21 protein-coding genes, 3 tRNA genes and 1 pseudogene are annotated in these 25,975 nt (G+C 61.8%); 10 read left to right on the top strand and 15 right to left on the bottom strand.

Annotated features, from left to right (window positions below; genetic code table 11):
- Nucleotides 1-68: 68 nt before the first annotated feature.
- Nucleotides 69-860 carry a dienelactone hydrolase family protein gene (locus ACF8O8_RS04390; protein ID WP_180688708.1) on the bottom strand — a complete coding sequence of 264 codons (792 nt, stop codon included), beginning with the start codon at nt 858-860 and terminating at the stop codon, nt 69-71.
- A 129-nt stretch (nt 861-989) separates the two neighbouring features.
- Here ACF8O8_RS04390 and ACF8O8_RS04385 point away from each other — a divergent pair, with 129 nt between their 5' ends.
- The 4 genes from ACF8O8_RS04385 (at nt 990) to ACF8O8_RS04370 (ending at nt 5,485) form a co-directional block, all read left to right on the top strand.
- Complete coding sequence (locus tag ACF8O8_RS04385; RefSeq protein WP_010952338.1) at nt 990-1,595, top strand: outer membrane beta-barrel protein; 606 nt, start codon at nt 990-992, stop codon at nt 1,593-1,595.
- Nucleotides 1,596-1,791: 196 nt separating this feature from the next.
- Complete coding sequence (locus ACF8O8_RS04380) at nt 1,792-2,469, top strand: response regulator (RefSeq protein ID WP_020189835.1); 678 nt, start codon at nt 1,792-1,794, stop codon at nt 2,467-2,469.
- Nucleotides 2,466-3,812 carry an ATP-binding protein gene (locus ACF8O8_RS04375; protein ID WP_010952340.1) on the top strand — a complete coding sequence of 449 codons (1,347 nt, stop codon included), beginning with the start codon at nt 2,466-2,468 and terminating at the stop codon, nt 3,810-3,812. Before ACF8O8_RS04380 ends, ACF8O8_RS04375 begins: the two co-directional genes overlap by 4 nt.
- Before the next feature lie 350 nt (nt 3,813-4,162).
- Nucleotides 4,163-5,485, top strand: coding sequence for a dicarboxylate/amino acid:cation symporter (locus ACF8O8_RS04370; RefSeq protein ID WP_010952341.1), 1,323 nt, complete (start codon nt 4,163-4,165; stop codon nt 5,483-5,485).
- A 148-nt stretch (nt 5,486-5,633) separates the two neighbouring features.
- Here the strand turns inward: ACF8O8_RS04370 and tsaA are convergent, their stop codons facing one another.
- The 4 genes from tsaA to ACF8O8_RS04350 form a co-directional block, all read right to left on the bottom strand.
- Nucleotides 5,634-6,326: a tRNA (N6-threonylcarbamoyladenosine(37)-N6)-methyltransferase TrmO gene (tsaA, locus tag ACF8O8_RS04365; protein ID WP_060489550.1), complete on the bottom strand. Its 693-nt coding sequence runs from the start codon at nt 6,324-6,326 to the stop codon at nt 5,634-5,636.
- Between the two features lie 6 nt (nt 6,327-6,332).
- On the bottom strand, nt 6,333-6,794 hold the full coding sequence (locus ACF8O8_RS04360) for a DUF1456 family protein (RefSeq protein WP_010952343.1): 462 nt from the start codon (nt 6,792-6,794) through the stop codon (nt 6,333-6,335).
- Nucleotides 6,795-6,843: 49 nt separating this feature from the next.
- Nucleotides 6,844-7,554 carry an rRNA pseudouridine synthase gene (locus ACF8O8_RS04355; protein WP_010952344.1) on the bottom strand — a complete coding sequence of 237 codons (711 nt, stop codon included), beginning with the start codon at nt 7,552-7,554 and terminating at the stop codon, nt 6,844-6,846.
- 119 nt (nt 7,555-7,673) lie between these two features.
- On the bottom strand, nt 7,674-8,129 hold the full coding sequence (locus ACF8O8_RS04350) for a GNAT family N-acetyltransferase (protein ID WP_049587991.1): 456 nt from the start codon (nt 8,127-8,129) through the stop codon (nt 7,674-7,676).
- 294 nt (nt 8,130-8,423) lie between these two features.
- Here ACF8O8_RS04350 and ACF8O8_RS04345 point away from each other — a divergent pair, with 294 nt between their 5' ends.
- The 4 genes from ACF8O8_RS04345 to ACF8O8_RS04330 all read left to right on the top strand — a co-directional run bounded on the left by ACF8O8_RS04345 (nt 8,424) and on the right by ACF8O8_RS04330 (nt 12,522).
- Nucleotides 8,424-8,975, top strand: coding sequence for a hypothetical protein (locus ACF8O8_RS04345; RefSeq protein WP_392509297.1), 552 nt, complete (start codon nt 8,424-8,426; stop codon nt 8,973-8,975).
- Between the two features lie 191 nt (nt 8,976-9,166).
- Nucleotides 9,167-10,012 carry a DUF6502 family protein gene (locus tag ACF8O8_RS04340; RefSeq protein ID WP_392509296.1) on the top strand — a complete coding sequence of 282 codons (846 nt, stop codon included), beginning with the start codon at nt 9,167-9,169 and terminating at the stop codon, nt 10,010-10,012.
- A complete protein-coding gene (locus tag ACF8O8_RS04335; RefSeq protein ID WP_392509295.1) occupies nt 10,009-11,718 on the top strand; it encodes a DUF5666 domain-containing protein in 1,710 nt (569 codons plus the stop codon). Before ACF8O8_RS04340 ends, ACF8O8_RS04335 begins: the two co-directional genes overlap by 4 nt.
- Nucleotides 11,719-11,772: 54 nt before the next feature.
- Nucleotides 11,773-12,522 (top strand): hypothetical protein, encoded by a 750-nt coding sequence (locus tag ACF8O8_RS04330; protein ID WP_049587988.1) that lies wholly within the window; start codon nt 11,773-11,775, stop codon nt 12,520-12,522.
- Between the two features lie 71 nt (nt 12,523-12,593).
- Here ACF8O8_RS04330 and rimO read toward each other — a convergent pair whose 3' ends face one another.
- The 3 genes and pseudogenes from rimO to ACF8O8_RS04315 form a co-directional block, all read right to left on the bottom strand.
- A complete protein-coding gene (gene rimO / locus ACF8O8_RS04325; protein WP_004576169.1) occupies nt 12,594-13,925 on the bottom strand; it encodes a 30S ribosomal protein S12 methylthiotransferase RimO in 1,332 nt (443 codons plus the stop codon).
- A 200-nt stretch (nt 13,926-14,125) separates the two neighbouring features.
- Nucleotides 14,126-14,413 (bottom strand): DNA-binding transcriptional regulator, encoded by a 288-nt coding sequence (locus ACF8O8_RS04320; protein ID WP_049587986.1) that lies wholly within the window; start codon nt 14,411-14,413, stop codon nt 14,126-14,128.
- Nucleotides 14,413-14,726 (bottom strand): annotated as a pseudogene (locus ACF8O8_RS04315) (hypothetical protein). The gene ACF8O8_RS04320 and the pseudogene ACF8O8_RS04315 overlap by 1 nt, the downstream one beginning before the upstream one ends.
- A 448-nt stretch (nt 14,727-15,174) precedes the next feature.
- Between ACF8O8_RS04315 and ACF8O8_RS04310 the strand changes: the two are divergent.
- On the top strand, nt 15,175-17,085 hold the full coding sequence (locus ACF8O8_RS04310; RefSeq protein ID WP_010952353.1) for a potassium transporter Kup: 1,911 nt from the start codon (nt 15,175-15,177) through the stop codon (nt 17,083-17,085).
- A gap of 48 nt (nt 17,086-17,133) precedes the next feature.
- Here the strand turns inward: ACF8O8_RS04310 and ACF8O8_RS04305 are convergent, their stop codons facing one another.
- From ACF8O8_RS04305 to ACF8O8_RS04285, 5 genes are all read right to left on the bottom strand, one after another.
- Nucleotides 17,134-18,426 carry a virulence factor family protein gene (locus ACF8O8_RS04305; RefSeq protein WP_010952354.1) on the bottom strand — a complete coding sequence of 431 codons (1,293 nt, stop codon included), beginning with the start codon at nt 18,424-18,426 and terminating at the stop codon, nt 17,134-17,136.
- On the bottom strand, nt 18,426-21,068 hold the full coding sequence (gene mprF, locus ACF8O8_RS04300; protein WP_010952355.1) for a bifunctional lysylphosphatidylglycerol flippase/synthetase MprF: 2,643 nt from the start codon (nt 21,066-21,068) through the stop codon (nt 18,426-18,428). The genes ACF8O8_RS04305 and mprF overlap by 1 nt, the downstream gene beginning before the upstream one ends.
- 260 nt (nt 21,069-21,328) lie before the next feature.
- Nucleotides 21,329-21,405 (bottom strand) — tRNA-Met (locus ACF8O8_RS04295).
- Between the two features lie 134 nt (nt 21,406-21,539).
- Nucleotides 21,540-21,616 (bottom strand) — tRNA-Met (locus tag ACF8O8_RS04290).
- 135 nt (nt 21,617-21,751) lie between these two features.
- Nucleotides 21,752-21,828 (bottom strand) — tRNA-Met (locus ACF8O8_RS04285).
- A gap of 221 nt (nt 21,829-22,049) precedes the next feature.
- Here ACF8O8_RS04285 and dinB point away from each other — a divergent pair.
- Nucleotides 22,050-23,108, top strand: coding sequence for a DNA polymerase IV (dinB, locus tag ACF8O8_RS04280; protein ID WP_162490561.1), 1,059 nt, complete (start codon nt 22,050-22,052; stop codon nt 23,106-23,108).
- Nucleotides 23,109-23,134: 26 nt separating this feature from the next.
- On the opposite strand, the gene ACF8O8_RS04275 is transcribed toward dinB, so the two are convergent.
- Complete coding sequence (locus ACF8O8_RS04275) at nt 23,135-24,088, bottom strand: hypothetical protein (protein ID WP_014589989.1); 954 nt, start codon at nt 24,086-24,088, stop codon at nt 23,135-23,137.
- Between the two features lie 20 nt (nt 24,089-24,108).
- Nucleotides 24,109-25,824 (bottom strand): proline--tRNA ligase, encoded by a 1,716-nt coding sequence (locus tag ACF8O8_RS04270; protein ID WP_010952358.1) that lies wholly within the window; start codon nt 25,822-25,824, stop codon nt 24,109-24,111.
- Between the last annotated feature and the right edge of the window lie 151 nt (nt 25,825-25,975).

Below are 25,975 nucleotides of genomic sequence, written 5' to 3'. Positions count from 1 at the left end.
TCCAGGGATCGCGCCAGCTTTTAGAAATTGAGCAAGACAGTTGCTCCCATAACGATTTGCGCAATCTTTTAATTGAACACCTTCTTGAAGAACGCCTGCATATCCGCCCAGGAACGCTCGTCCGCTGCCTTGTTATAGCCAATGTCCGGCCCACCATGTTCACCATGGCTCAGCCGATCGGCATCGGGGTTGGTGAACCCGTGCTTGGCCCCTTCAATACTGACGAACTGGTAGTTGACCTTGGCCGCATCCATCTCGGCCTTGAACGCCTCTACCTGCTGTGGGCTGACCATGCTGTCCGCCGCACCATGCTCGACCAGGATATCGGCCCGCACTACACCAGGTTTTGCCGGGGTCTGGGTGGCCAGTGCGCCATGGAAGCTCACCACGCCATCGAGCTTTTCTCCCCGGCGTGCGGCATCGAGCACCACCTTGCCGCCAAAACAGTAGCCGACAGCGCCCAGTTGATGCTTGTTCACATTCGGCTGCTTTTTCAACAACTCCAGGCCCGCGTCGAAGCGCGCTGCTGCTGCGGCCGGGTCCTTCATCGCTGCGGCCATGAATGCCTGGGCATCCTGCGGATGCTCGGTGTGCTTGCCATCGCCGTACATGTCGATGGCCAGTGCCTTGTAGCCCAGGGCGGCGAGATCTCTCGCACGACGCTTGGCATAGTCGTTCAGGCCCCACCATTCATGCACCACAACGATGCCTGGGCGTTTGCCGTCCAGCGCGTCATCGTAGGCGTAGTAGCCGACGAGGCGGTTGCCATCGTCGTCCTGATACGGAATTTCACGGGTCACTACCGCCGCTTGGGCGAGGGCGGCGCTGCACATCAGGGTCAGGGCCAGCAGGGCTCGCATGTTCACAACTCCTTGTTTTGCTATCGGTTCGTTCAGCCGGGGTTCAGCCAGGGTTCAGTCGCGGTTCAGGGTGCCCTGATTACTCTAGCTTCCAGACCGAAACAGCGCACCCAACTGGAGTACCCAGCCATGAAAACCTTCAATACCCTGCTTGCCGCCATGGCCGTCTGTGCCGCTGGCATCACCACCGCCCAAGCTGCGGACGACAACTTCGCCAGCCTCACCTACGGCCAGACCAGCGACAAAGTCCGCAAGTCCGGCCTGCTGCAACGCAACACCGACCACCTCAACGCCGACGGTATCATCGGCAAGGACGATACCTGGGGTGTGCGTCTGGGCAAGATCAACGACCAGGGCCGCTACTACATGACCTATGACAACGTCTCTGGCGACCACAGTGGCCTGAAGTTGCGCCAGGAAAACCTGCTTGGCAGCTACGACTTGTTCCTGCCGGTGGGCGATACCACCAAGCTGTTCGGTGGTGGCAGCCTGGGTGTGACCAAACTGACCCAGGACTCGCCAGGCGCCAGCCGGGACACTGACTACGGTTATGCCTACGGCTTGCAGGCCGGTGTGATCCAGGACATCACCGACAAGGCCTCGGTCGAACTGGGCTACCGTTACCTGCGCACCAATGCCGCGACCGAGGTGGGCGCACATGGCGGGCCGAAGGACGGCACCCTGCGTCTGACCAGCAGCGCCCAGACCTACCTGGCGGCTTCATACAAGTTCTGACGGACGAGCCGCGTTATCCTGTACTGGCCTCTTCGCGGGCACGCCCGCTCCCACAGGTGCTGCACAAACCTCAGAACCTGTGCAGTGCCTTGGGTTTCTGCAGGTGCTACACAGGTTTCAGGGACTGTGCGATTACTGTGGGAGCGGGCTTGCCCGCGAAAGGGCCGGTACAGGCAATACACATAAGGAGCTGCACATGAAACTGCTGGTGGTCGAGGACGAAGCCCTGCTTCGCCATCACCTCTACACCCGCCTGGGCGAAAGCGGCCATGTGGTCGAGGCGGTCGCTGATGCCGAAGAGGCGCTGTACCAGGCCGAGCAGTACCATTTCGACCTTGCCATCATCGACCTGGGCCTGCCCGGTATCAGCGGCCTGGAGCTGATCACGCGCCTGCGCAGCCAGGACAAGACCTTCCCCATTCTCATCCTCACAGCCCGTGGCAACTGGCAAGACAAGGTCGAGGGCCTGGCCGCCGGTGCCGACGACTACCTGGTCAAGCCGTTCCAGTTCGAGGAGCTTGAAGCACGGCTCAATGCCCTGTTGCGCCGCTCCAGTGGTTTCACCCAGTCGACCATCGCCGCTGGCCCCTTGGTGCTTGACCTCAACCGCAAGCAGGCCACCCTCGACGAACAAGCTTTGCCCCTGACCGCCTACGAATACCGCATCCTCGAATACCTCATGCGCCATCACCAGCAGGTGGTGGCCAAGGATCGCCTGATGGAGCAGTTGTACCCAGGAGACGAAGAGCGCGACCCCAATGTCATCGAAGTGCTGGTTGGCCGCCTGCGCCGCAAGCTTGAAGGCGAGCGCGGCTTCAAACCCATCGACACGGTGCGCGGCCTGGGCTACCTGTTCACCGAGCGCTGCCGATGATCCGATCGCTGCGGGTGCGCCTGATGCTGGCCGCCGCAGTGTTGGCGCTGCTGTTCATGCTGGCGCTGCTGCCGGCCTTGCAGAAGGCCTTCAGCCTGGCTCTGCAGGAATCGATCGAGCAGCGTCTGGCCTCGGATGTGACCACGCTGATTTCCGCTGCGCGTATCGAGCATGGCCGGTTGCAGATGCCGACACTGCTGCCGGACGAGCGCTACAACCTGCCCTACACAGGCCTGCTCGGCTATATCTTTGACCGCGATGGCAAACTGGTCTGGCAGTCGCGTGCCACCGCCGACCGGCACATCAACTATCAGCCGCGCTATGACGGGCGCGGCAACGAGTTCGACCGCATTCACCAGTCAGATGGCGAAGAGTTCTTCGTATACGACGTCGAGATAAAGCTGCTGGGCGGGCAGAGCGCCGCCTACAGCATTGTCGCTCTGCAGCCCGTGAGCGAGTACAAGGCCACCCTCAATGGCCTGCGCGAAAAGCTCTACCTGGGGTTCGGCGCTGCATTGCTGGCGCTCATGGTGTTGTTGTGGGCAGGCCTGACCTGGGGGCTGCGCTCGTTGCGACGCCTCAGCCACGAACTGGATGAAGTGGAATCCGGTGCACGTGACGGCCTGAGCGGCGAGCACCCACGCGAGTTGCTGCGCCTTACCCGCTCGCTCAACCGTCTGTTGCGCAGTGAGCGTGAGCAGCGCACGCGCTACCGTGATTCGCTGGACGACCTGGCGCACAGCCTGAAGACGCCGCTGGCGGTGCTGCAGGGCGTGGGTGAAAGCTTGCAGCAGCGCAGCGGCGAGCGCGAGCAGGCGCGGGTGCTGCAAAGCCAGATCGAGCGCATGAGCCAGCAGATCGACTACCAGCTGCAACGCGCCAGCCTGCGCAAGAGTGGCCTGGTCCGCCACAGCGTATTGCTGCGGCCGTTGCTCGACAGCCTGTGCAGCACCTTGGCCAAGGTTTACCGGGAAAAACGTGTGGACGTGGTGCTGGAGTTGCCGGACGCGGCGCAGGTACCGATGGAGCAGGGCGCGTTGCTGGAAATGCTCGGCAACCTGCTGGAGAACGCCTACCGGCTGAGCCTGGGCCAAGTGCGGGTGAGCCTGATGAAAGCGCCGGGGTATCTGACCTTGTGCATCGAGGACGACGGGCCGGGCGTGCCCGTCGACCAGCGTGAACGCATTCTGGAGCGTGGGGAGCGGCTGGACAGCCAGCACCCGGGGCAGGGCATCGGCTTGGCAGTGGTCAAGGATATCGTCGACAGCTATGACGCCGAGCTGAGCCTTGGCGATTCGCCACTGGGGGGCGCTGCGTTCAGGATCACCTTCCACCTGGATTGATTCTTAGCCTGTGCCAGCCCGTTCGCAGGTCAGTCCGCGAATGGGCCGGCACAGGCAATCCACAAAGGGCGGATTTCCGCCATTCCTCCTTGTACAAATTCCGCCATCGGGCGGAAATCCGCCAATCCGTCCCGGGAGTATCGCCCTGTCGTTGGGCATTTATTCCTAGTAAATACGGGCTTTGCACCCTTCAAGGGCATTTTGGCACCACCCTTGCTATTGATCCTCGCAGAGGCCTGCCCAGGCAGCTCGAACACAACGACAAATCCCTCCAAGTGCAGGAGGGTTAGCGATTCAGGTGCCCCATCACCCTGGGAAGGGTGAACCGGCACACTTGAGGAAAATTAGCCATGACGACACGTCAGCCGCTGTACAAATCCCTGTATGTCCAGGTGTTGGTCGCCATCACCATCGGCATCCTGCTCGGCCACTACTACCCGGAAACGGGCGTTGCCCTCAAACCCCTGGGTGACGGCTTCGTCAAACTGATCAAGATGGTCATCGCCCCGATCATCTTCTGTACCGTGGTCAGCGGCATTGCCGGTATGCAGAGCATGAAGTCGGTCGGTAAAACCGGCGGCTACGCGTTGCTGTACTTTGAAATCGTCTCCACCATCGCCCTGATCATCGGCCTCGTCGTCGTCAACGTGGTCAAGCCAGGCGCTGGCATGCACATCGACGTCAGCACCCTGAACGCCAGCAGCGTGGCTGCCTACGCCGCCGCCGGCGCGCAGCAGACGACCGTCGGCTTCCTGCTTAACGTCATCCCCAACACGGTCGTCGGCGCCTTCGCCAACGGCGACATCCTGCAAGTGCTGATGTTCTCGGTACTGTTCGGCTTCGCCCTGCACCGCCTGGGCAGCTACGGCAAGCCGGTGCTGGACATGATCGACCGCTTCGCCCACGTCATGTTCAACATCATCAACATGATCATGAAGCTGGCCCCGATCGGCGCTTTCGGCGCCATGGCCTTCACCATTGGCCAGTATGGTGTTGGTTCGCTGGTGCAGCTGGGCTACCTGATGGCCTGCTTCTACATCACCTGCCTGCTGTTCGTGCTGGTGGTGCTGGGCGGTATCTGCCGCGCCCACGGTTTCAGCGTGATCAAGCTGATCCGCTACATCCGTGAAGAACTGCTGATCGTGCTGGGTACTTCGTCCTCGGAGTCGGCCCTGCCACGCATGCTGGCCAAGATGGAGCGCCTGGGTGCCAAGAAATCGGTAGTGGGCCTGGTTATCCCGACTGGCTACTCGTTCAACCTGGACGGTACCTCGATCTACCTGACCATGGCTGCGGTGTTCATCGCTCAGGCCACTGACACCACCATGGACATCACTCACCAGATCACCCTGCTGCTGGTGCTGCTGGTGGCTTCCAAGGGGGCTGCCGGCGTTACCGGGTCGGGCTTCATCGTGCTGGCCGCGACCCTGTCGGCTGTTGGCCACCTGCCGGTTGCCGGCCTGGCGCTGATCCTCGGCATCGACCGCTTCATGTCCGAAGCCCGCGCCCTGACCAACCTGGTGGGCAACGCCGTTGCCACCGTGGTAGTGGCCAAGTGGGTCAAGGAAATGGACAACGACAAGCTGGCTTCGGAACTGGACTCCGGTGGTGCGCCGCTGATCGATACCCGCCCGACGGACGACCTGGGCGTGGCTGAAGGCCCGGCTCGTTGAGAGCTGGTTGAAATGAGAAAGGCGACCAAAGGTCGCCTTTTTCGTGTCTGCGCGGTCCCTTGTGTGGGCCTTGCTCAATTTCTAAAAGCTGGCGCGATTGGACTGTGGGAGCGGGCTTGCCCGCGAACACGGGCGAAGCCCGTGGCCCTCAGCCCAGTACCACTTCCAACACCCGGATGACGTCCGGCTGCGGGTAATGCCACCTTACTTGCACATCCCAGAACTTCACCCCGTACACCCGCTCGGACGGTGGTATCTGGTAGGCCGGCCGTGGGTCCTGCGCCAGGCATTGCTCGATTAGCTCCACCAGCGGCTCGCTCAGGCGCAGCGCATGCTCGCGGGCCTGGAGCAAGGCGTTGTCGGCCCACTGCACGGCAATTGCCACCGGCGCTGCGTTGGCCATCTGGTTGCTGGCGCCAGCGATGCTGTCGGCATAGGGCACATACGGCTTGATATCCAGCACCGGCGTGCCGTCGAGCAGGTCGATCCCGGACAGCAGCAGGCGCCCGGGCTCCACGCCCTCCAGGCGTACCACCGACTGGCCGATGCCGTTGGGCCGGTGGGTGGCGCGGGTGGCGAACACCCCCATGCTCTTGTTGCCGCCCAGACGCGGAGGCCGCACTTTCAGGCGCGGCTTTTCCTCCAGGGCCTGGTGGAACAGGAACAGCAGCCACACATGGCTGACCTGTTCCAGGCCCTCGACCGCGTCACCTTGATCGAACGGCGGCAACAGTTCGAGTACGCCACGGGCGGCAGGCGCCAGTTGCGGCTGGCGCGGAATGGCGAACTTTTCCTTGAAACAGGAGTGGACGATGCCGACCGGGACAACCGTATGCTGCATGGCCACTCAGCCGCGCACGCGCAGGGTCAGGCCCTTGAGGAAGTTGCGCATCAACTGGTCGCCACACGGGCGGTAGTTGTCGTGGCCAGCCTTGCGGAACAGCGCACTGAGCTCAGGTTTGCTGACCGGGAAGTTGACCGACTTGAGAATCGCGTGCAGGTCGTCTTCCTTGAGCTCAAAGGCCACACGCAGCTTCTTGAGGATCAGGTTGTTGGTTACCGGCAGCTCGATCGGCTGCTGCGGGCGGCTCTCGTCTTTGCCACGGCGGTAGATCACCAGGCCGTCAAGGAAGTGCGCCATCACCCGTTCCGGGCAGCGCACGAAGCCTTCCTCTTCTTCTTTTTTCAGGTAGGTGGCCAGCACCAGAGGATGCACTTCGAGGCCGGAGAGCCCGATGATTTCGGCCATCTTGGCGTCGTTCACCTTGAGCATGTAGCGCAGGCTGCGCAGGACGTCGTTGTGGTTCATTGCAGCAGAATCCTGTTCAGGTGCCGCGCATTCCAGCGCGGCGTATTGCTTAGAAACGTTCGGAGGTAGCCAGGTAACGCCATTGGCCCAAGGGCAGCTTGCCCATCGACACACCACCCAGGCGAATGCGTCGCATGCCTAAAAGCTCCAGGCGCAGGTAGGCGCATAGCTCGGAAATCTGTCCTGGTTGTGGGTTCTTCAACACCATGCGCAGGTGTGTCTCGTTCTGCCAGCTGGCCTTGGCCTTGGGCAACTCGCGGTCATTGCGCATGGCCCCACGCGCCAGGCGTTCCAGCGCCTGGGGGGTGGTTTCGCCGCGCACTTCAATGATGAACTCCTGCTCCAGGCGACGCAGGTCGGCCTCGATCTTGCGGGATACCCGCCAGTCCTGGGTAAACACCTGCAGGCCGCTGGCGCCACGCTCCAGCGGTGCCACGCAGGCCTGCCGGGCAAAATGCCCGTGCAGGGCGCGCACGCCTTCGCGGTGGGCCTCGCTGAGGCTGCCCATGTTCATGCTGGCGCGGGCATCTTCACTGTCCATGCCGGCTGGCTGGTTCAGCAGCAGGGTCACCGGCTCCAGGGTTTCGGCACGGGCGCCCGGCAGCAGCTCGACGCGCTGCTGCTCAACCTTGAACTGCGGCTGCTCGACCACCACGCCATCGACCGTTACCCAGCCTCCTTCAATGTACTGCTCGGCCTCGCGGCGGGAGCAGCCGAGCTGCTCGATGAGGCGTTTGGACAGGCGGACGGGTTCGGACATGGGGCAATTCGCAAGGCAGGGAAAGGCCTCCATTGTACCTGCCTGCAAGCGGTAGATGATGGGAATCTGTGTCAGATGCGCCATTTTGGACGCATAGCGCGGCACATTCAGGCGCCGCCTCAAGGCACTGTGCGCATCAGCCTCATGTGCAGCAGAGGATAGGGCTGGCCCAGGCCGTCGGTTTCCGAACGGCCGATGACCTCGAAACCTTCATGCAGGTAGAAGCCCAGCGCTTTCGGGTTCTGCTCGTTGACGTCAAGGTACTCGGCATTCAGTTCGCTGATGGCATAGCGCAGCAGGCGCTTGCCTACCCCTTGGCCACGGTAGCCAGGTGCGACGAACAGCATGTCCACCCGCCCGTTGGCGACACCGGCGAAACCACAGATGCGCTGGCGGTCCTTGCAGCAGACCAGCATCACTGCGTCGAGATAACGGCGCAGCACATGTTCGCGCAGCAGCAGGATATAGCCCTCTGGCAGGAAGTCGTGGGTGGCGCGTACCGAGTCCTCCCACACTTGTACCAGCTCGCTGTAGTCGCACAAGCGCGGGGTTTGCAGCGTCAGTAGCGCAGACATGCCGGTGTTCCTCTGGGGCGATAGGGAAAACATAGCAGGCCAACCACCGGTCGGCTTGTTCGCTTAGCGCTTGAGACCTGGGGAGTGACGGTCTATTACTTAAGCGTGGGAAAAAATCCCACGTAAATATAAGTTCAATCTGAAGCAAGATTACTGACTGATTTGGCGTTCTCGTGGCGAAGACCTGGAGACGGACTATGCAAATCCACCTGCTGTTCAAGAAGGCTTTACTCGCGGCTGCTGTAGCTGGCGTGTTGTCGATGTCCATTGCCTTGATCCCTGACTCGATTTCTCATGGCTCCAGTGCCTACGCTAAAGATGGCGGTGGCGGTGGCGGTGGCGGTGGCCACGGTGGCGGTGGAAGTGGCGGCGGCGGTGGCCACGGTGGCGGTGGAAGCGGCGGTGGCGGTGGTCACGGTGGTGGTGGAAGTGGCGGTGGCCACGGTGGTGGTGGAAGCGGCGGTGGTGGTGGCCACGGTGGTGGTGGAAGTGGTGGCGGCGGTGGCCATGGTGGCGGAAGCGGAAGTGGTGGCCACGGCAGCGGCGGTGACGGTGGTGGCCATGCCGGCAACAGCGGCAGTGGCCACGACGGTAATTCAAACGCTGGGCGCAGCAGCAACCATGCTGAAGCGGGTGACGATCATGGCAATCACGTGGGTGGGGAACCCGGGGATGATCATGGTAATCATGTCGGCGGTGAGCCTGGCGATGATCACGGCAATCATGTTGGTGGTGAACCTGGTGACGATCACGGCAACCATGTGGGTGGCGAACCCGGTAATGACCACGGTGTTCATGCCGGCGGCGAGGCCGGGGATGACAACAGCAGAAGCTGATTGGCGCTGACCCGAAGTGGCCCATACAAAACCCAGCGGACGGGTTTTGTATGAGCAGGTTCTGGCCTGTCTTGCCTTTATCACGTCATTTCCAATGAGCGCTGACAGCTTTTTCCTCGTCCATGCCGGGATATGATTGCGGTTTGCGTGGGATTAATTCCCGCGTCTTATACTGGGTGCCTCTGTCAAGGAATGCCCTCGATGCAATCGCCTGTCTTACCCCCGTCGATGCTGAGAGCGCTGCGGCGTGTGATGCGCCCGCTGGTGCGCCTGATGCTGCGCAAAGGGGTTACCTACACGATGTTCACCGACCTGCTCAAGGAGGTGTTCGTCGATGTGGCCCATCGCGAGTTTCGCCTGAACGACACCGCGCCAACCGATAGCCGCATCAGCCTGCTTACCGGCGTACATCGTAAAGATGTCCGGCGGCTGCGTAATGAGGGTGACACTGCAATTGCGGCCCTGCCGGATAACATCACGCTAGGTGCACAGTTGGTCAATGTATGGACCAACACCCCACCATTCTGCTCGGCACCCGGCCAGGCGAGGGCGCTTGCGCGGCTAGCCAGTGTGGGTGGCGATTGCTCATTCGACGCCCTGGTCGCCAAGGTCAGCACCGATATCCGCGGCCGGGTGGTGCTGGACGAATGGTTGCGCCTGGGCGTCGTGCGGCTCGATGAGCAGGATTGCGTGCACCTGGAAGCCCATGCATTCGTGCCACAGAAGGGTTTTGATGAAAAGGCTGCGTACTTCGGCCACAACCTGCATGACCATGCCTGTGCGGCGGTGCACAACCTCAGCGGCGAAGGCCCGCCATTTTTTGAGCGTAGCGTGCACTACGATGCCTTGAGCCCGGCCAGCGTCGAGCATTTGCGAGATGTGGTAGCCAAGGATGGCATGCAGACACTACTTGCCTTTAGCCGGCTTGCAGCAGCGTTGGAGAGTGCTGATGAGCCCGGTATCGAACAACGTCAGCGCATCACTGTCGGGCTTTATTTCTACACTGAAGCTACCGATTCCGATCCGTCGAAGACACCCGGCCCATGACTCTTCCTGTGCGCTACCTCAGTGCTGTCATGTTTGCCCTGGTTTTCGGGGGGAACCTGATGGCCCCGGCCGAGGTGGCCGCAGCGCCGGTGTGTGTCAGCCGTGACGAGATGGGTATGGCCGGTGCCGCAGGCCTGCAGTTCCCCGGCGGTATGGGCGGCACCGGTGCACGCAATGAAAATGGCGGCGTCGGTGGCACCGGTGCCCCAGTCCAGCAACGCCCGGGTGGTACAGGCGGCACAGGCGCGGTGGCGGAGGGTGTGGACGGCACCTACTTTGATCAGCGCCACGGTGATGTAGGTGGTACCGGTACGCCGATCCTGCGCCCGGGTGGTACTGGGGGTACAGGCATCGTCGGTACCATCACCGGCTTCGCCTCGATCTGCGTCAATGGCATGGAAGTGCACTATGGCAAGGACGTACCGGTGAGTGAGAACGGTGCGCCTGCCAGCAGTGGTCACCTGGCGATCGGGCAGGTGGTGGCGGTGGAGGCATTCGCCACCCAGCGCGGCCTGCAAGCGGGGCGCATTTCGATCCTCAACGTCTTTGAAGGGCCGTTGACGGCGCTGCCCAATGCCTCGGCCCCACTGCGGGTCATGGGGCAACCCGTGCGGCTGGCCGCTGGCGCGCGGGTAGCTGAAGGGTTGCGCCCGGGTGAGCCCGTGAGGGTCAGCGGCCTGCGCGATGCCCGGGGAGAAGTCGTGGCGACCCGTATCGAACGGGCACCGGGGTTGAGGGAGGCCAGCGCCATCGGCGCGGTTGATCGCACTGGCAGCCTTCAAGGGTTGAAGTTGGGTACCCGTGTGGCGCCTGCTCGTGAGGTGCTGGTGCGCGGCCAGTGGACCGGGCGCCAGCTTGAAGTGGCACAAACCCGTCCAGACCCGAGCCTGCCTTTTGCTGGTCGTGTCCAGCAGGCGGTGGTTGAAGGGCTGGTACAGCGTACACAAGCTCGGCAGTTGGTGGTTGCAGGTCTCAATGTGACATTGGGGCAGGGCACCGTAATTGTCGGTCGGCAGCCAGCGGCGTTGGCGCTTGATCAACGTGTGCGGGTGAGCGGGGTGCTCAATGGAACTCACGAGCTGCGGGCAACCCGCGTGGAATTCCAGGACGACCGTGTCGACAATCCTGACAGAAGCCAGTCGGGGCACGGTGGTGAGCATGACGGAAGTAGCTCCGGCGGCTCCAGCAGCGGTCATGGCGCAAGCGATGGGGCCAGCGATCGCGATGAAAACAGCGATGATCACAGTGGGCGCAGTGCCGTTGACGGCTCCAGTGACCATGGCAGCGGTGAAAAGTCGGGAAAGTCGGTACACCTCGACGCATTGGAGCAATCGACGCGCAGCAACAGTGGTAGCTCCGATCGGGTTGAGAAGGTCGAAGTCGAAAACACCGGAAAGGTCGAAAAAGTAGACAAGGTCGAGAAGCCCGAGAAAGTCGAGAAGGTCGAGAAGGTCGAGAAGGTCGAGAAGGTCGAGAAGGTCGAGAAGGTCGAGAAGGTCGAGAAGGTCGAGAAAGTCGAAAAAGTCGAAAAAGTCGAAAAAGTCGAAAAAGTCGAAAAAGTCGAAAAGCCTGAACGGGTCGAAAAGGTCGAAAAGGTCGAGAGAGTCGAAAAGGTGGAGTTACCAGAGAAAGTTGAAAAGGTGGAGAGGCCGGAAAAGGCAGAGACGGTGGAAAAAGTCGAGCATCCAGAGCGATCCGGGCGTTAGCCAACTAGGCTGGGTAAGTCTGGCCATGCTTCCCGAAAGAGTACTGAGTTGCAAATGAGACCCACGCTCCCTCTGTTCGCCTGTTTGCTCTCGTGCACCTGCGTGTCGGCGCTGGCCGATACCTTCAGTGCCGCCATTGGCATGGATTATTCAAGTGGCGACTATGGTACCGGCACCACTTCGGAAATCTGGTATGTGCCGGTGGTCGGCAAGTATGAGAGCGGCCCCATGACCTACAAGGTTACCGTGCCTTGGTTGCGTATCACCAACCCCGAAGTCGGCCCCAATGGTGACCCCTTGCCCGGTGGTTGCCGAGACGTGGAAAGCGGGTTGGGTGACACGGTTGCCAGCGCCGCTTATGCACTGCTCGATGGTCGTGACGGCGGCCTGATGCTGGACCTGATCGGCAAGGTCAAATTCCCTACCGCTGATGAAGACCAGTGCCTGGGCACCGGCCAGTACGACTACACCACCCAGGTCGACATAGCCAAGGGCTTTGGCCCGGTCACCGGTTTCGCGACGCTGGGTTGGAAGAAGTTCGGTGACCCGCCCGATAGCGACTTCGATGACCCGGTATTTGCCAGTCTCGGCTTTGCCCTGCCGGTGGCGGTCGGTACTTCGGCCGGCGCCTCCTACGATTGGCGGCAGAAAGTGGTCTCGACCGGGGCGCAGATCAAGGAGCTTACCCTGTTCCTCACCCACAAGCTCAACCCGCAGTGGAAAGTCCAACTCTATGCAGTCAAAGGCTTCTCGGATGCCAGCCCGGATGCCGAGGGCGGCCTGATGCTGTTTCACACGTTCTGACAAAAAAGCCCCTGCGCCGGTCATTCCCTATGGAGAACGCCGGGGCAGGGGCTTTGCAGGCTTCAGCCGTTTTAGATGGGTTCAGCCCACATGTCGTACTCGTCGGCATCCACCACACGGCAACGCACTTTGTCGCCTGGCTTGAAACCATGGTCGCCATCGATGAACACGCTGCCGTCGATTTCCGGTGCATCGAAGAAGCTGCGGCCAACCGAACCTTGTTCCTCGACTTCGTCGATCAGCACGTCGATTTCCTTGCCGATGCGCAATTGCAGGCGGGCAGCACTGATGGCCTGCTGGTGGGCCATGAAGCGGTCCCAGCGCTCTTGCTTGACGTCGTCCGGTACTTCGGCCAGGCCCAGGTCGTTGGCCGGGGCGCCTTCTACCGGCGAGTACTGGAAGCAGCCCACGCGGTCGAGCTGGGCTTCGGTCAGCCAGTCCAGCAGGTACTGGAAGTCTTCCTCGGTCTCGCCCGGGAAGCCGACGATGAAGGTGGAACGGATCACCAGCTCAGGGCATTGCTCGCGCCAGTTCTTGATGCGCGCCAGGGTGCGGTCTTCGAAGGCCGGGCGCTTCATCGACTTGAGCACTTTCGGGCTGGCGTGCTGGAACGGGATGTCCAGGTACGGCAGGATCTTGCCGGCAGCCATCAGCGGGATCACGTCGTCAACGTTCGGGTAAGGGTACACATAGTGCAGGCGTACCCAGGCGCCCAGGCTGCTCAGTGCTTCGCACAGCTCGAGCATGCGGGTCTTCACCGGGCGGCCGTTCCAGAAGTCGGTCTTGTACTTGACGTCGACGCCGTAGGCGCTGGTGTCCTGGGAAATCACCAGGATTTCCTTCACCCCGGCCTTGACCAGGCGCTCGGCCTCGCTCAGCACTTCACCCACCGGGCGGCTGACCAGCTTGCCGCGCATCGACGGGATGATGCAGAAGCTGCAGCTGTGGTTGCAGCCTTCGGAGATCTTCAGGTAGGCATAGTGGCGCGGGGTCAGCTTGACGCCCTGTGGCGGCACCAGGTCGATCAGCGGGTTGTGGTCCTGACGCGGCGGCACCACTTCGTGAACGGCGTTGACTACCTGCTCGTACTGCTGCGGGCCAGTGACCGACAGCACGCTTGGGTGCACGTCACGGATGCTGCCTTCTTCGACGCCCATGCAGCCGGTGACGATCACCTTGCCGTTTTCCTTGATGGCTTCGCCGATCACTTCCAGCGATTCGGCCTTGGCGCTGTCGATGAAGCCGCAGGTGTTGACCACCACCACGTCGGCGTCCTCGTAGGTGGGTACGACTTCATAGCCTTCCATGCGCAGCTGGGTCAGGATGCGCTCGGAGTCGACCAGGGCTTTTGGGCAACCCAGGCTTACGAAACCTACCTTGGGGGTGGCGGGCGTGGTGGACATGACTAACCTCGGTATTGAATACAGGTCGCCCGGCCGGAATCGGGGGCGAACTTGACGGGCGCTTTTGGCGCCTCTGATCAAAAAGTGCGCAATTCTAGCGAGCGCAAGGGCGCTTGACCAGCAGAAATACGACGAACGCTGCGCTATGCTTCGCGCCGTTGTGCCGGGGTACCTTCTAGGGCCTGGTGGCTTTCGTGTACTTAGCTCAAGGCCGCAAGTACATGTTCGGGATCGTTATGAATCGCTCGAAGCAAGGCACGAGCTGGTCCTTCAGGTTCGCGACGGCCCTGTTCCCAATTCCGTAGAGTTCCTACTGCGACATCGATACGTTTGGCAAACGCAGCCTGGGAAAGGCCAGTGGCTTGACGAATCTTTTTGACTTGAAGTGCGTCTACGTGGAACTCACGCGAGGGCTGACGCTCACCGCGATCGATCTCATCCATCTGAGTCATGCTTTCCACAAGACGATCGAAGAGATGCTTTTCCATTATTTCCACCCTTTGTTTAGTGCGCGAAGCTGCGCTTTCTGACTGCTTGTCAAGGTATCCACGATGCCCTTGCGATAGATCAGAATCATACGGATCTGGTGGGCTGCAGTGACGTGGTAGTAGATCACTCGTACACCCCCACTCTTGCCCTTGCCCTTGGCTGCCCAGCGGATCTTTCTGAGGCCGCCGGTTTCCTCCAGGAGAGAACCGGCTTCGGGATGCTCGGCCAGATAGGCCTGCAAAGCCCGGTATTCTTCATCATCCAGGTGCTCCTGAGATCGGAGGTGAATACTGGGGTCTCGATGAAGATCATGCAGTCCCTGCTATGCGTCAATGGCGTAGCTGGATAATAGGGCGCTCATCTAAGTTGTACAAGGTGACGCTTGTGTCAGCGTGTGATTCTTCTTGATCAGGGGATGAGCGGTATAGGTTGAGATCAACGTTCAAGTATGGATTGAGAGTCATCAGGGCAATCCAGGCCTTCCAAACCGAAACCTACCTTGGGGGTGGCGGGTGTGGTGGGCATGACTAACCTCGGTATTGAATGCAGGTCGCCCGGCCGGAATCGGGGGCGAACTTGACGGGCGCTTTTGGCGCCTCTGATCAAAAAGTGCGCAATTCTAGCGAGCGCAAGGGCGCTTGACCAGCAGAAATACGACGAACGCTGCGCTATGCTTCGCGCCGTTGTGCCGGGGTACCTTCCAGGGCCTGGTGGCAGATTGATTACCAAGGGCCGTGATGGCCGTTTGCGGGAGTGGTCGATGGTTCAGGCAAGCAGTCACGCTGAGAGCGGGCACGAGGGGAAGCAGGGGGCATCGCGGTCGGTGGGCCTGCTGGTGGCGGCGGTCGGGGTGGTTTATGGCGATATCGGCACCAGCCCGTTGTATACCCTCAAGGAAGTCTTTACCGGCGGCTACGGGGTGTCGGTCAACCATGATGGCGTGCTGGGGATCCTCTCGCTGATCCTGTGGTCGCTGCTGTGGGTGGTGTCGTTCAAGTACGTGATGTTCATCTTGCGCGCCGATAACCAGGGGGAGGGCGGCACCATGGCGCTGACCGCACTGGCGCGGCGGGCCACGGCGGCGTACCCGCGGCTGCGCACACTGATGGTGATCTGTGGCTTGATCGGCGCTTCGCTGTTCTATGGCGACAGTATGATCACCCCGGCGGTGTCGGTGCTGTCGGCAGTGGAGGGCGTGGGCCTGGCCTTCGACGGTATCGACCACTGGGTGGTGCCAATTTCGCTGGTGGTGCTGGTGGCACTGTTCCTGGTACAGCGGCACGGCACCGAGAAGATCGGCAAGCTGTTTGGTCCTATCATGGTTACCTGGTTCCTGGCGCTGGGCGCGCTGGGTGTGCATGGCATCTCGCAGAGCCCGGAAGTACTCAAGGCGTTCAACCCGGCCTGGGCAGTCAATTTCTTCGTGGTGCACCCTGGCATCGGCGTGGCCATTCTCGGCGCGGTCGTGCTGGCGCTGACGGGGGCCGAGGCGCTGTACGCCGACATGGGGCACTTTGGCCGCAAGCCGATTGCCCGGGCCTGGTTCATCCTGGTGCTCCCGGCGCTGGTGCTCAATTACTTCGGCCAGGGTGCATTGCTGCTGCAAAACCCGGAGGCCGCGCGCAATCCGTTCTATCTGCTGGCGCCGGGCTGGGCGCTGCTGCCGTTGGTCGGGCTGGCCACCATGGCCACGGTTATCGCCTCGCAGGCGGTGATTTCCGGGGCCTTCTCCCTGACCCGCCAGGCCATCCAGCTGGGCTATATTCCGCGCATGCAGATTCAGCACACCTCAAGCGACGAGCAGGGGCAGATCTACATTGGTGCGGTGAACTGGACGCTGATGGTGGGCGTGGTGTTGCTGGTCATCGGTTTCGAGTCGTCAGGTGCCCTTGCGGCTGCCTACGGGGTTGCGGTGACCGGTACCATGTTGATCACCACCGTCCTGGTGTCAGCGGTGATGCTGCTGCTGTGGAAGTGGCCGCCGCTGCTCGCAGTGCCGATTCTGGTCGGCTTCCTGCTGGTCGACGGGCTGTTCTTCGCCGCCAACGTGCCGAAAATCGCTCAGGGCGGTGCCTTCCCGGTGTTGGCCGGTGGTGTGCTGTACCTGCTGATGAGCACCTGGAAGCGCGGCAAGCAGATTCTGGTCGAGCGCATCGATGAAGGGGCGCTGCCATTGCCATTGTTCATCAGCAGCATCCGCATTCAGCCACCGCACCGGGTCGAGGGTACGGCGGTGTTTCTGACTGCACGCTCCGATGCCGTGCCGCATGCGCTGTTACACAACATGTTGCACAACCAGGTGCTGCACAGCCAGGTGGTGCTGCTGACTGTGGTCAGCGAGGACCGGCCCCGGGTGCCGGAACATGAGCGTTTCGAGGTGGAAGCCTATGGCGACGGATTCTTCCGGGTATTGCTGCACTTTGGGTTCATGGATGAGCCGGACGTGCCTGCCGCGTTGAAGCTGTGTCATCTGGATGGCCTGGACTTCACGCCCATGCGCACCACTTACTTCCTCAGCCGCGAGACGGTGATCGCGTCACGGCTGGAGGGGATGTCGCGCTGGCGGGGCAACCTGTTCGCGTTCTTGCTGAAGAATGCCAACGGCAACTTGCGCTTCTTCAACCTGCCGTTGAACCGGGTGATCGAGCTAGGGACCCAGGTCGAGATCTGAATGGGGTTATACAGCAGGCTCAGGGCCGCAGAGCGGCCCTGAGCCTTGTCAGTTCTGCTCAGCTACGCTGGACTTGCCTTGGCGCGTTTCGATCTCGCCAATCAACCGCTTGGCGAGTGCCGGGTAGTTCTCGTCGAAGTGGTGCCCGCCAGGCAGTTTCAGGCGCTCACCTACTGCCGTCTTTTCCGTGCAACCGCTCTCGTCGGTTTCCTCGACGCCATATACGCACACGACCTTGGACGCTGGCAGCTTGGCCATTTCCGGCCCGGTTGGCGCTTCCTGGCCTTCCTTGCCCAGCCAACCCTCGACCTCGATCTCGAAGCTGCCACTGCGCGCAAAGGCTAGCAGCATCACCGCGTCGATACGCTGCTGGTCCTCGACGGGCAGGCGGTTGTAGATCGCCGGCAGCACGTCGGCGCCGAACGAATAGCCGGTCAAGACGAAGCGCTTGGTCCCCCACTTCTGCCGGTAGTGATGCATCAGCTCGGAAAGGTCGGCGGCGCTTTGTTCCGGGGTCTTGTGCTGCCAGTAGTAGCGCAGCGTGTCGATGCCCACCACCGGGTAACCCAGCTTGGCCATTTCCCCGGCCACGTCGCGGTCCAGATCGCGCCAGCCGCCATCACCAGAGAGGAACAAGGTAACCGTGTCTGTGGTTTGCCCGGCCGGCACTTCGACCACCGGGATGGCCAGTGCGTTACCGTCGCGGCCGACCAGGGCTTGGGTCAGTTGCGCCTTGAGCACTTGTGGCAAGTGGATGTCGTAGTCGCTGATGCTGGTTTCGGCGTTGGCCTGGTCGCGCACGAAGGCGGCGCTGGCGTCATCCGGGTTGTCGTTCCAGGCGACGTTCCAGTGGCCATGGGCAGCCGATTTGGGCAGCGGTGCCTGGCAGTCAGGCTGTTCGAGGGTGAAGCCCACGGAAATGGCCCGCGCCTTGTCATCGTTCTGGCTGGCCAGCCAGCGCCAGGCTTGGACGGCACCGGGGCCGATGCCGGCGACCAAGGTCGGTTTTTCCTGCAGTTGGTTCAGCGCCTGGTCCATGGCCTGTTGCTGCTTGCTGCAGTCGCCAGGCGGCAGAATCACCTGCACCAACTGGGCTTCACCGGCCTGGCTCAGGTCGAGCAGTTGCTTGCCCGTCAGTGCCTGGTCTTGTGGCACGCCGATGGCCACCCGGGCCTTGGGGTGCACGCCAGGGGTAACACGGGTGATGCTGGTGTCATTGATGCTCAACTGTTCCAGGCGCGCCTCGGGGGCCGGGCGCGTCCACAGCCAGAAGGCCAGCGCACCACCCAGGGCGGCCAGCAGCAGGGGAACCAGCAGGTACAACAAAAAGCGTCGGGTCATCAGCGTTTCACCAATCCAGTCAGGCCGCCTGCAATCAGGGCGGCGGTGTCGGCCAGTGCCACCAGCGGGTCGAGCCCGGCTGGCACGGCCATGTAGCGGGGTTCCCAGTCCGGCTGGAACTTGTCCTTGAAGCGTCGAAGCCCCTGGAAGTTGTAAAGCTGCTCACCACGGCGGAACACCAGCGAACCCAAGCGCTGGGTCAAGGGTGCGCCGCGCCTTGGTTGCAGGCCGGACAGCGGTACCATGCCCAGGCTGAAACGCCCGTAGTCATGGCTTTTGTAATGCAGGATCAAGCCGATCATCATGAATTCCATGGTCAGCTTTGGCGCTTCGGGGTGCGCACGCATCAGGTCGAGGCTGGCCAGTTCGTTTCCATGGGTTTCCAGCAGGTTGGCGAAGGCTACCGGGCGGCCCTGGAAGCGAATCAGGGCTATGCGGAAGTGCTGCAGGTAGTCTGGGCTGAAGCGCCCCAGCGAGAAGCCTTTCTCGCGCACGTTCTTGCCGCCGAGCCAGGCGTCGGAAATTTCCTTCAGCTCAGCCAGCGGGGCGTGGCCGGGCTCATGGATCTCCAGGCTCAGGCCATCGCGTCCGCCGCGGTTCCAGGTGTAGCGCAGGTCTTTCATCTCCTTGCCTTTGGCTTCAAGGTCGAAGCGGCGCAAGTCGACCCGGGCTTCTTCACCGAGCTTCAATGCGGTCAGGCCGATGTCCATGTAGAACGGCAGGTTCTCTGCGCGCACCTGATAGAACACGGGGCGTGCGTGGTGCAGGTCGCACAGGTCGCGGAACTGCCAGATCATCTCGGCGCGTTCCTGGGCCGGGCCTATCGGGTCGTACAACGCCACCAGGCTGCGGCCGCGCCGGGCATACATGAGGAACGCGTTACCACGCGGGTGGAACAGCAACGCCTTGTCGCCAGTCAGCGCCAGGCCACCGTCGGGCTGGTCGGAGGCCTGCAGGATACGGTTGGCGCGTTGCAACTCTTCTTCGTCAGGCAGGTGGATCACGGGTGGCGCTGTACGCAGCAGCCACGTCAGTGCCACGGCAGCCAGCAGCAAGGCACTGCCCATGGCGGCGCGCAGGCCCCGTGGCGCATCGGCATCGAGGGTGAACTGCCACCACAGCTGATGGCTGTAAGGCACATCCTGGTAGGCGAACAGCAGAAGCCACACTGATGCGCCCACCGTACAGGCGCTGGCCACCAGGAACACCGGCGAGAAGGGCAGCTCCAGCAGTCGGCTGGGGCGATAGAACGAGCGGCGGAACAGCGCGAGCAGGGCGGCGGTAAAGGTCAGCAGGCAAGCCTCTTCCCAGTCAAAGCCCTTCAACAGCGACAGCAGGGCGCCGACCAGCAACAGCACGGTGGTCAGTAGCCAGGCGGCGGACAGGCGCCGGCGCAGGCCTTGGGCCAGCAGCAGGCAGAGCACACCGATCAGGCTGGCGCCGAAATGAGAGGCATCGATCAGCCGGTGTGGCACCAGGAAGCCCATATGCTCCAGGCGCGTATCTATCTCGGGCGTGGCACCGGAAAACAGCAGCACCACGCCGGACAGGAACACCAGGATCGACAGGATCGGCGCGGCCAGCCCCGAAGCGGCCTTGATGGCCTGTTGCGCAAACAGCAGGCGTCGGGCTTCATTGGCCAGCAGCAACACGCAGGCCAGCAGCAGTGGCAGTACCACATAGATCAGCCGGTACAGCAGCAAGGCTGCCGCCAGCGGCGCGGCACCGAGCTGGTCGGCAAAGGCCGCCAGCAGGATCGCTTCGAACACCCCGACGCCGCCCGGTACGTGGCTGAGCACGCCCGCAGCCAAGGCCAGCAGGTACACCAGCACGAACGCGCCGAAAGGAGGGGCTTCGGGCAGCAACAGGTAGAGCACGGTGGCAGCCGCTGCCACATCCAACGCGGTAATCAGCAATTGCAGGGCCGCCAGGCGTGCATCCGGCAGGCGAAGTGTGCGCCGCCCCAGTTGAACGAGCAGGTTATTGGCCGCCGGTTGCTCGGCCAGGCGTCGGCGGTACAAGCCAATTACCAGTAAGGCAGACACCACCAGCACGGCGCTGGCAACAGCTGCCAGCAGGCCGGGCGCCAACCCCAGCGCTGTCGAGGCCGCCGGCAGGTTGCTCAATGTCGCCAAGGCGGCCAGGGGCGGCAGCGCGCAGCCCAGTGACAGGCTGGCAAACACGGTCATGCGTGCGACTTCGCCAGCACCAAGCCCTTGCCGTGCGTACAGGCGATAGCGAACCGAGCCGCCAGAGAGCATCGACAGGCCGATGGCGTTGCCGATGGCAAAGGCGCTGAAGCCGCCCAGTGCCAGGCTGCGTGCTGGCAGTTTCACGCCCGCATAGCGGCTGGCCGACCACTCGTAGCCCAGCAGGATCACAAAGCCGATCACCGTCGCCAGCAAGGCGCCCAGCAATGACTGGGTGGGCACGCTGAGCATGGCATCGTGCAAGGCATAGATGTCCAGCTCGCTCAGCAGGTGGCGGCAGGCAATCAAGGCCATCGTGAACAGTAACAGGGTCACCATCAGGCCTATGGGCTGGCGGTAGCGACTCAGGCGTTCGAGTAGGGGCAGGCGCTGCACAGCACCGGGTAGCGCCGTAGCGAGTGGCACCGGAGGTTCGGGATTGTGCGAAGTCATGAGTTGCCCCGGGCATGCAGCGCGAGGTGAAGGAAAGGTGCGGCCAAGTGAAAGTCCCTTAGGAAAACGTATCCAATGTTACTCCGGCCTCAGGCGTTTGCAGCGGCTTGGCAGGGTTAAAGATAGTTCATCCTGGGCACGACATCTCAAGCCTGCGGGTTGGCATGAGGGGAGGGAAAATCGAGGCGACGAAAGTCAGGGAGGTATAAAGCAACAAACCCCGCGCTGCTTTACACAGGCGGGGTTTGTTCTGACGAATATGGTTGCGGGAGCCGGATTTGAACCGACGACCTTCGGGTTATGAGCCCGACGAGCTACCAGGCTGCTCCATCCCGCGTCAGTGGGGCGGATTCTACAGTGTGTGGTTTGTATGTCAAGCGCTAGGCTTTGATTTTTCGACGTTTTTTCGCGAATGCTTATCAGCAGGCAAAGAAAAAGGCCACTGTGTTAACAGTGGCCTTTTCTTGAATCTGGTTGCGGGAGCCGGATTTGAACCGACGACCTTCGGGTTATGAGCCCGACGAGCTACCAGGCTGCTCCATCCCGCGTCAGTGGGGCGGATTCTACAGCGTGTAGTTTATATGTCAAGCGCTAGGCTTTGATTTGTCGATGTTTTTTCGAAAAAGCTTTTTAACGGGCAAAAGAAAAAGGCCACTGCGTTAGCAGTGGCCTTTTCTCGAATCTGGTTGCGGGAGCCGGATTTGAACCGACGACCTTCGGGTTATGAGCCCGACGAGCTACCAGGCTGCTCCATCCCGCGCCTGTGAGATCGAATTCTACGGATTTACGCACTGATGTCAAGCAATTGTTATGGAAAAACCTTTTTTGTTCAAACCCTTAGCGCTTCATGACCGTGTTCAGCTCAGTCACGGCGGGGCTTTCAGGCCGATTATCGTGTAGCAAGGCAGGTGAGCTTTTTCAGAGCAGGGCGCATGCGATACTATCTGTATGAATTTACAGTGCTGACGGTCGTCCATGTCCTTGCGCAAGATCATCCACGTCGACTGCGATTGTTTCTACGCTGCGATCGAGATGCGTGACGACCCGCGCCTGGCCGGTCGCCCCATGGCGGTGGGGGGCTCGCCCGACCATCGCGGGGTAATCGCCACCTGCAACTATGAAGCGCGTGCCTATGGTGTGCGCTCGGCCATGTCATCGCGGCATGCGCTGAAGCTTTGCCCCGATCTGTTGATCGTCAAGCCGCGCTTCGAGGCCTACCGTGAGGCCTCGCGGGAAATCCACACGATCTTTCGCGATTACACGGAGCTCATCGAGCCTTTGTCCCTGGACGAAGCCTATCTGGATGTCAGCGACAGCCAGTGGTATTCGGGCAGCGCCACGCGCATTGCCGAGGATATTCGCCGGCGTGTTGCCCGCACCCTGCATATCACCGTGTCGGCTGGCGTGGCGCCTAACAAGTTTCTGGCCAAGATCGCCAGTGACTGGCGCAAACCCAATGGGCTGTTCGTGATTACCCCAAATGAAGTGGAAACGTTCGTTGCAGCCTTGCCGGTGGCCAGGTTGCATGGGGTGGGTAAGGTGACGGCCGACAAACTGACGCGGCTGGGCATCGAAACCTGCCTGCATTTGCGTGAGTGGTCACGGCTGGCATTGGTGCGTGAGTTCGGCAGTTTTGGCGAGCGGTTGTGGGGGCTGGCGCGAGGGATCGATGAGCGTGCGGTGCATAACGACAGCCGACGCCAGTCGGTGAGTGTGGAAAACACCTACGACACCGACCTGCCAGACCTGGCCAGTTGCCTGGCGCGGCTGCCAGAGTTGCTGGATAGCCTGAACGAACGCATCGCCCGAATGGACAGCAGTTACCGGCCAGACAAACCGTTCGTCAAGGTCAAGTTCCATGACTTCAGCCAGACCACCATGGAGCAGGCCGGGGCGGGCCGGGATCTGGAGAGTTATCGGCAATTGCTGGGGCAGGCGTTCGCCCGTGGCGGCAAGCCGGTGCGCTTGCTAGGGGTAGGGGTGAGGTTGCGTGACTTGCGGGGCGCGCATGAACAGTTGGAGCTGTTTCCGCCCAAATGAAAGGGGCTGCAATGCAGCCCCTTCTATTAATGCACGCCTGGATCCGCCACCAACCGGCCAGTGGCCTTGGTAAGCGACTGCAGGAACTCCTGCTGCAGCTCCGGATCGTTGCGGGTCAGCTCGATCAGGCTCTGTTCCATTTCACTGGCTTCCTCTTCAAGGCCCAGTTCGGACAGGCGCTTGACCCGGTGCACCCACTGGCCGACATCATCATCTTCGAGGTCATCGAAGATCAGCTCATGGGCTTCGAGCAGCTTATTGCGCAGGGTGGCGCTGACCAACAGGCTGGCATCGCCTCGTACCGCATTGTCCTCGTCAAGTACTTGCAGGTGCAGGGTGCCGACGTGGTTGAGGTTCTGCTCGGAGAACGGGCTGTCGAGCAGGTTCAGGCGCAGCACGCCGTTGCGGTCGGTGGTCAGCTCGTGGGTCATCTTGCCGGCCTTGACCTCGACCAGGCGCTCGCTCCAGGGCAGGCTGATGGATTCCTCGCGCTTGCCTTTCTGCACTTCGCTGATCCCGGCCAGGTTCTGCTGGGCGCGGCCGTTGGATGGCACGTTCATGAACGGGTTGAGCCCATCCACGCCATAGCTGAGCCAGTCGTGGGTGATACTTTGCGGCAGGTTACCCAAGGCGAAGACGTTGACCACATTGGCGCCGACACCCGCCACCACGGCCACTGCACCCAGCGGGATCTCGTAGATCTCCCGCCAGGGTTGGTAAGGCGTGTAGCGGTCATAACGACGGGTCACTTCGAATTCGGTGACTTCGAAGCGCTTTTGCTCATGCACGCGCACACGTCGCTGCGGAAGCTCCATCACCTTCGGCTCGCCGACATCGATCTGCAGGGTATGCTCGAGCAGTTTGCGCTCGACGCGCTCCTCATGGTCGCTGCGCTGGGACATCTGGTTGGCGCAGCCGCTGACGAGCAGGGCGCCGCACAGTGCGGCGCCCCCAAGGGTAAAGGTACTTCGCTTGTACATGATCACTCGTGCATTGGTTATCAGCGGCGAACGCGGGCCTGCAGGAAGGTCAGCACTTCATTGAGCGGCAACGCCTGGGCGTCCTGCTCGGTGCGGTGCTTGTACTCCAGGTTGCCTTCGGCCAGGCCGCGATCGCTGACGACGATGCGGTGTGGGATGCCGATCAGCTCCATGTCGGCAAACTTGATGCCTGGGCTGGTTTTCTTGTCGCGGTCGTCCAGCAGCACTTCATAGCCGGCGGCAGTCAGTTCGGCATACAGCTTGTCGGTTGCTTCGCGGACCACGTCGGTTTCGTAGCGCAGTGGGACCAGGGCAATCTGGAACGGAGCCAGGGCGTCGTTCCAGATGATGCCCTTGTCGTCATAGCTCTGCTCGATGGCAGCTGCAACCACACGGGACACGCCAATGCCGTAGCAACCCATCGACAGTACGACCGGCTTGCCGTTCTCGCCCAGCACCTGGCACTTCAGCGCCTCGCTGTACTTGGTGCCCAGCTGGAAGATGTGGCCCACTTCGATGCCGCGCTTGATAACCAGGGTGCCCTGGCCGTCCGGGCTTGGGTCGCCTTCGACCACGTTACGCAGGTCGGCAACCTGTGGCACCGGCAGGTCGCGCTCCCAGTTGACGCCGAAGTAGTGCTTGTCGTCGATGTTGGCGCCGATGCCGAAGTCGCTCATCAGGGCAACCGAGCGGTCGATGATGATTTCCAGTGGCAGGTTGAGCGGGCCGAGCGAGCCGGCGCCGGCGCCAATGGCGTCGCGCAGTTCGGCTTCGGTGGCCATGACCAGCGGGTCGGCAACCTGTTCCAGCTTTGTGGCCTTGATTTCGTTCAGTTCGTGGTCGCCACGGACGATCAGGGCAATCAGCTTGCCCTCTTCGGCACCGCGTACGATCAGGGTCTTGACGGTCTTTTCGATCGGCAGGCCGTGGTTTTCCACCAACTGGGCAATGGTCTTGGCATTCGGGGTGTCGACCAGGCGCAGCTCCTCGGTAGGGGCAGGGCGCACGGTTTCACGCGGGATGGCTTCGGCCTTCTCGATGTTGGCGGCGTAGTCGGAGCTGTCGCTGAAGATCACGTCATCTTCACCAGACTCTGCCAGCACGTGGAACTCGTGCGAGTAGCTGCCCCCGATCGAGCCGGTGTCGGCCTGCACTGGGCGGAAGTCCAGGCCCAGGCGGGTGAACACATTGCTGTACGCCTGGTGCATGCGATCATAGGTTTCCTGCAGGGAAGCCTGGTCGGCATGGAACGAGTAGGCGTCCTTCATGATGAACTCGCGGCCACGCATCAGGCCGAAGCGCGGGCGGATCTCGTCACGGAACTTGGTCTGGATCTGGTACAGGTTGAGCGGCAGCTGTTTATAGCTGGACAGCTCGTTACGGGCCAGGTCGGTGATCACTTCTTCGTGGGTAGGGCCAACGCAGAAGTCGCGCTGGTGGCGGTCTTTCAGGCGCAGCAGCTCAGGGCCGTATTGCTCCCAGCGACCGGATTCCTGCCACAGCTCGGCGGGCTGGATGCTCGGCATCAGCACTTCCAGGGCGCCGGCGGCGTTCATTTCCTCACGCACCACGGCTTCGACCTTGCGCATTACCCGCAAGCCCATCGGCAGCCAGGTGTACAGGCCGGAGGCCAGTTTGCGGATCATGCCAGCACGCAGCATGAGCTGATGGCTGATGACCACTGCGTCGGCAGGGGTTTCTTTCTGGGTGGCGAGCAAATATTGACTGGTGCGCATGGTTAGCCGTGTCGATTGCCTAAGACGTTGAAATAGCCCCGCATTGTACGGGGGGGAAACGAAGGCGTACAGGATGCCCCAGGGCGTGACACTTGTCAGCCAAGAAAAAGCCCGGCGTGATTGCCGGGCTTTTTCAGGTGCGGGGCACTGC

The sequence above is a fragment of the Pseudomonas sp. TYF_14 genome, assembly GCF_043105275.1.
GTDB classification, from domain to species: Bacteria; Pseudomonadota; Gammaproteobacteria; order Pseudomonadales; family Pseudomonadaceae; genus Aquipseudomonas; species Aquipseudomonas alloputida.
This window is presented reverse-complemented; position numbering and strand designations above follow the sequence as displayed.

Excerpts from the sequence above, each read along its gene's own strand:
- tsaA (WP_060489550.1), bottom strand. The coding sequence starts at position 6,326 with ATGCAGCATACGGTTGTCCCGGTCGGCATCGTCCACTCCTGTTTCAAG.
- ACF8O8_RS04310 (WP_010952353.1), top strand. The coding sequence starts at position 15,175 with ATGGTTCAGGCAAGCAGTCACGCTGAGAGCGGGCACGAGGGGAAGCAG.
- ACF8O8_RS04375 (WP_010952340.1), top strand. The coding sequence starts at position 2,466 with ATGATCCGATCGCTGCGGGTGCGCCTGATGCTGGCCGCCGCAGTGTTG.
- ACF8O8_RS04390 (WP_180688708.1), bottom strand. The coding sequence starts at position 860 with ATGCGAGCCCTGCTGGCCCTGACCCTGATGTGCAGCGCCGCCCTCGCC.
- ACF8O8_RS04385 (WP_010952338.1), top strand. The coding sequence starts at position 990 with ATGAAAACCTTCAATACCCTGCTTGCCGCCATGGCCGTCTGTGCCGCT.
- ACF8O8_RS04380 (WP_020189835.1), top strand. The coding sequence starts at position 1,792 with ATGAAACTGCTGGTGGTCGAGGACGAAGCCCTGCTTCGCCATCACCTC.
- ACF8O8_RS04335 (WP_392509295.1), top strand. The coding sequence starts at position 10,009 with ATGACTCTTCCTGTGCGCTACCTCAGTGCTGTCATGTTTGCCCTGGTT.
- ACF8O8_RS04270 (WP_010952358.1), bottom strand. The coding sequence starts at position 25,824 with ATGCGCACCAGTCAATATTTGCTCGCCACCCAGAAAGAAACCCCTGCC.
- rimO (WP_004576169.1), bottom strand. The coding sequence starts at position 13,925 with ATGTCCACCACGCCCGCCACCCCCAAGGTAGGTTTCGTAAGCCTGGGT.
- ACF8O8_RS04355 (WP_010952344.1), bottom strand. The coding sequence starts at position 7,554 with ATGTCCGAACCCGTCCGCCTGTCCAAACGCCTCATCGAGCAGCTCGGC.
- ACF8O8_RS04330 (WP_049587988.1), top strand. The coding sequence starts at position 11,773 with ATGAGACCCACGCTCCCTCTGTTCGCCTGTTTGCTCTCGTGCACCTGC.
- ACF8O8_RS04350 (WP_049587991.1), bottom strand. The coding sequence starts at position 8,129 with ATGTCTGCGCTACTGACGCTGCAAACCCCGCGCTTGTGCGACTACAGC.
- ACF8O8_RS04360 (WP_010952343.1), bottom strand. The coding sequence starts at position 6,794 with ATGAACCACAACGACGTCCTGCGCAGCCTGCGCTACATGCTCAAGGTG.
- ACF8O8_RS04340 (WP_392509296.1), top strand. The coding sequence starts at position 9,167 with ATGCAATCGCCTGTCTTACCCCCGTCGATGCTGAGAGCGCTGCGGCGT.
- ACF8O8_RS04275 (WP_014589989.1), bottom strand. The coding sequence starts at position 24,088 with ATGTACAAGCGAAGTACCTTTACCCTTGGGGGCGCCGCACTGTGCGGC.
- ACF8O8_RS04345 (WP_392509297.1), top strand. The coding sequence starts at position 8,424 with ATGGCTCCAGTGCCTACGCTAAAGATGGCGGTGGCGGTGGCGGTGGCG.
- ACF8O8_RS04370 (WP_010952341.1), top strand. The coding sequence starts at position 4,163 with ATGACGACACGTCAGCCGCTGTACAAATCCCTGTATGTCCAGGTGTTG.
- mprF (WP_010952355.1), bottom strand. The coding sequence starts at position 21,068 with ATGACTTCGCACAATCCCGAACCTCCGGTGCCACTCGCTACGGCGCTA.
- ACF8O8_RS04305 (WP_010952354.1), bottom strand. The coding sequence starts at position 18,426 with ATGACCCGACGCTTTTTGTTGTACCTGCTGGTTCCCCTGCTGCTGGCC.
- ACF8O8_RS04320 (WP_049587986.1), bottom strand. The coding sequence starts at position 14,413 with ATGGAAAAGCATCTCTTCGATCGTCTTGTGGAAAGCATGACTCAGATG.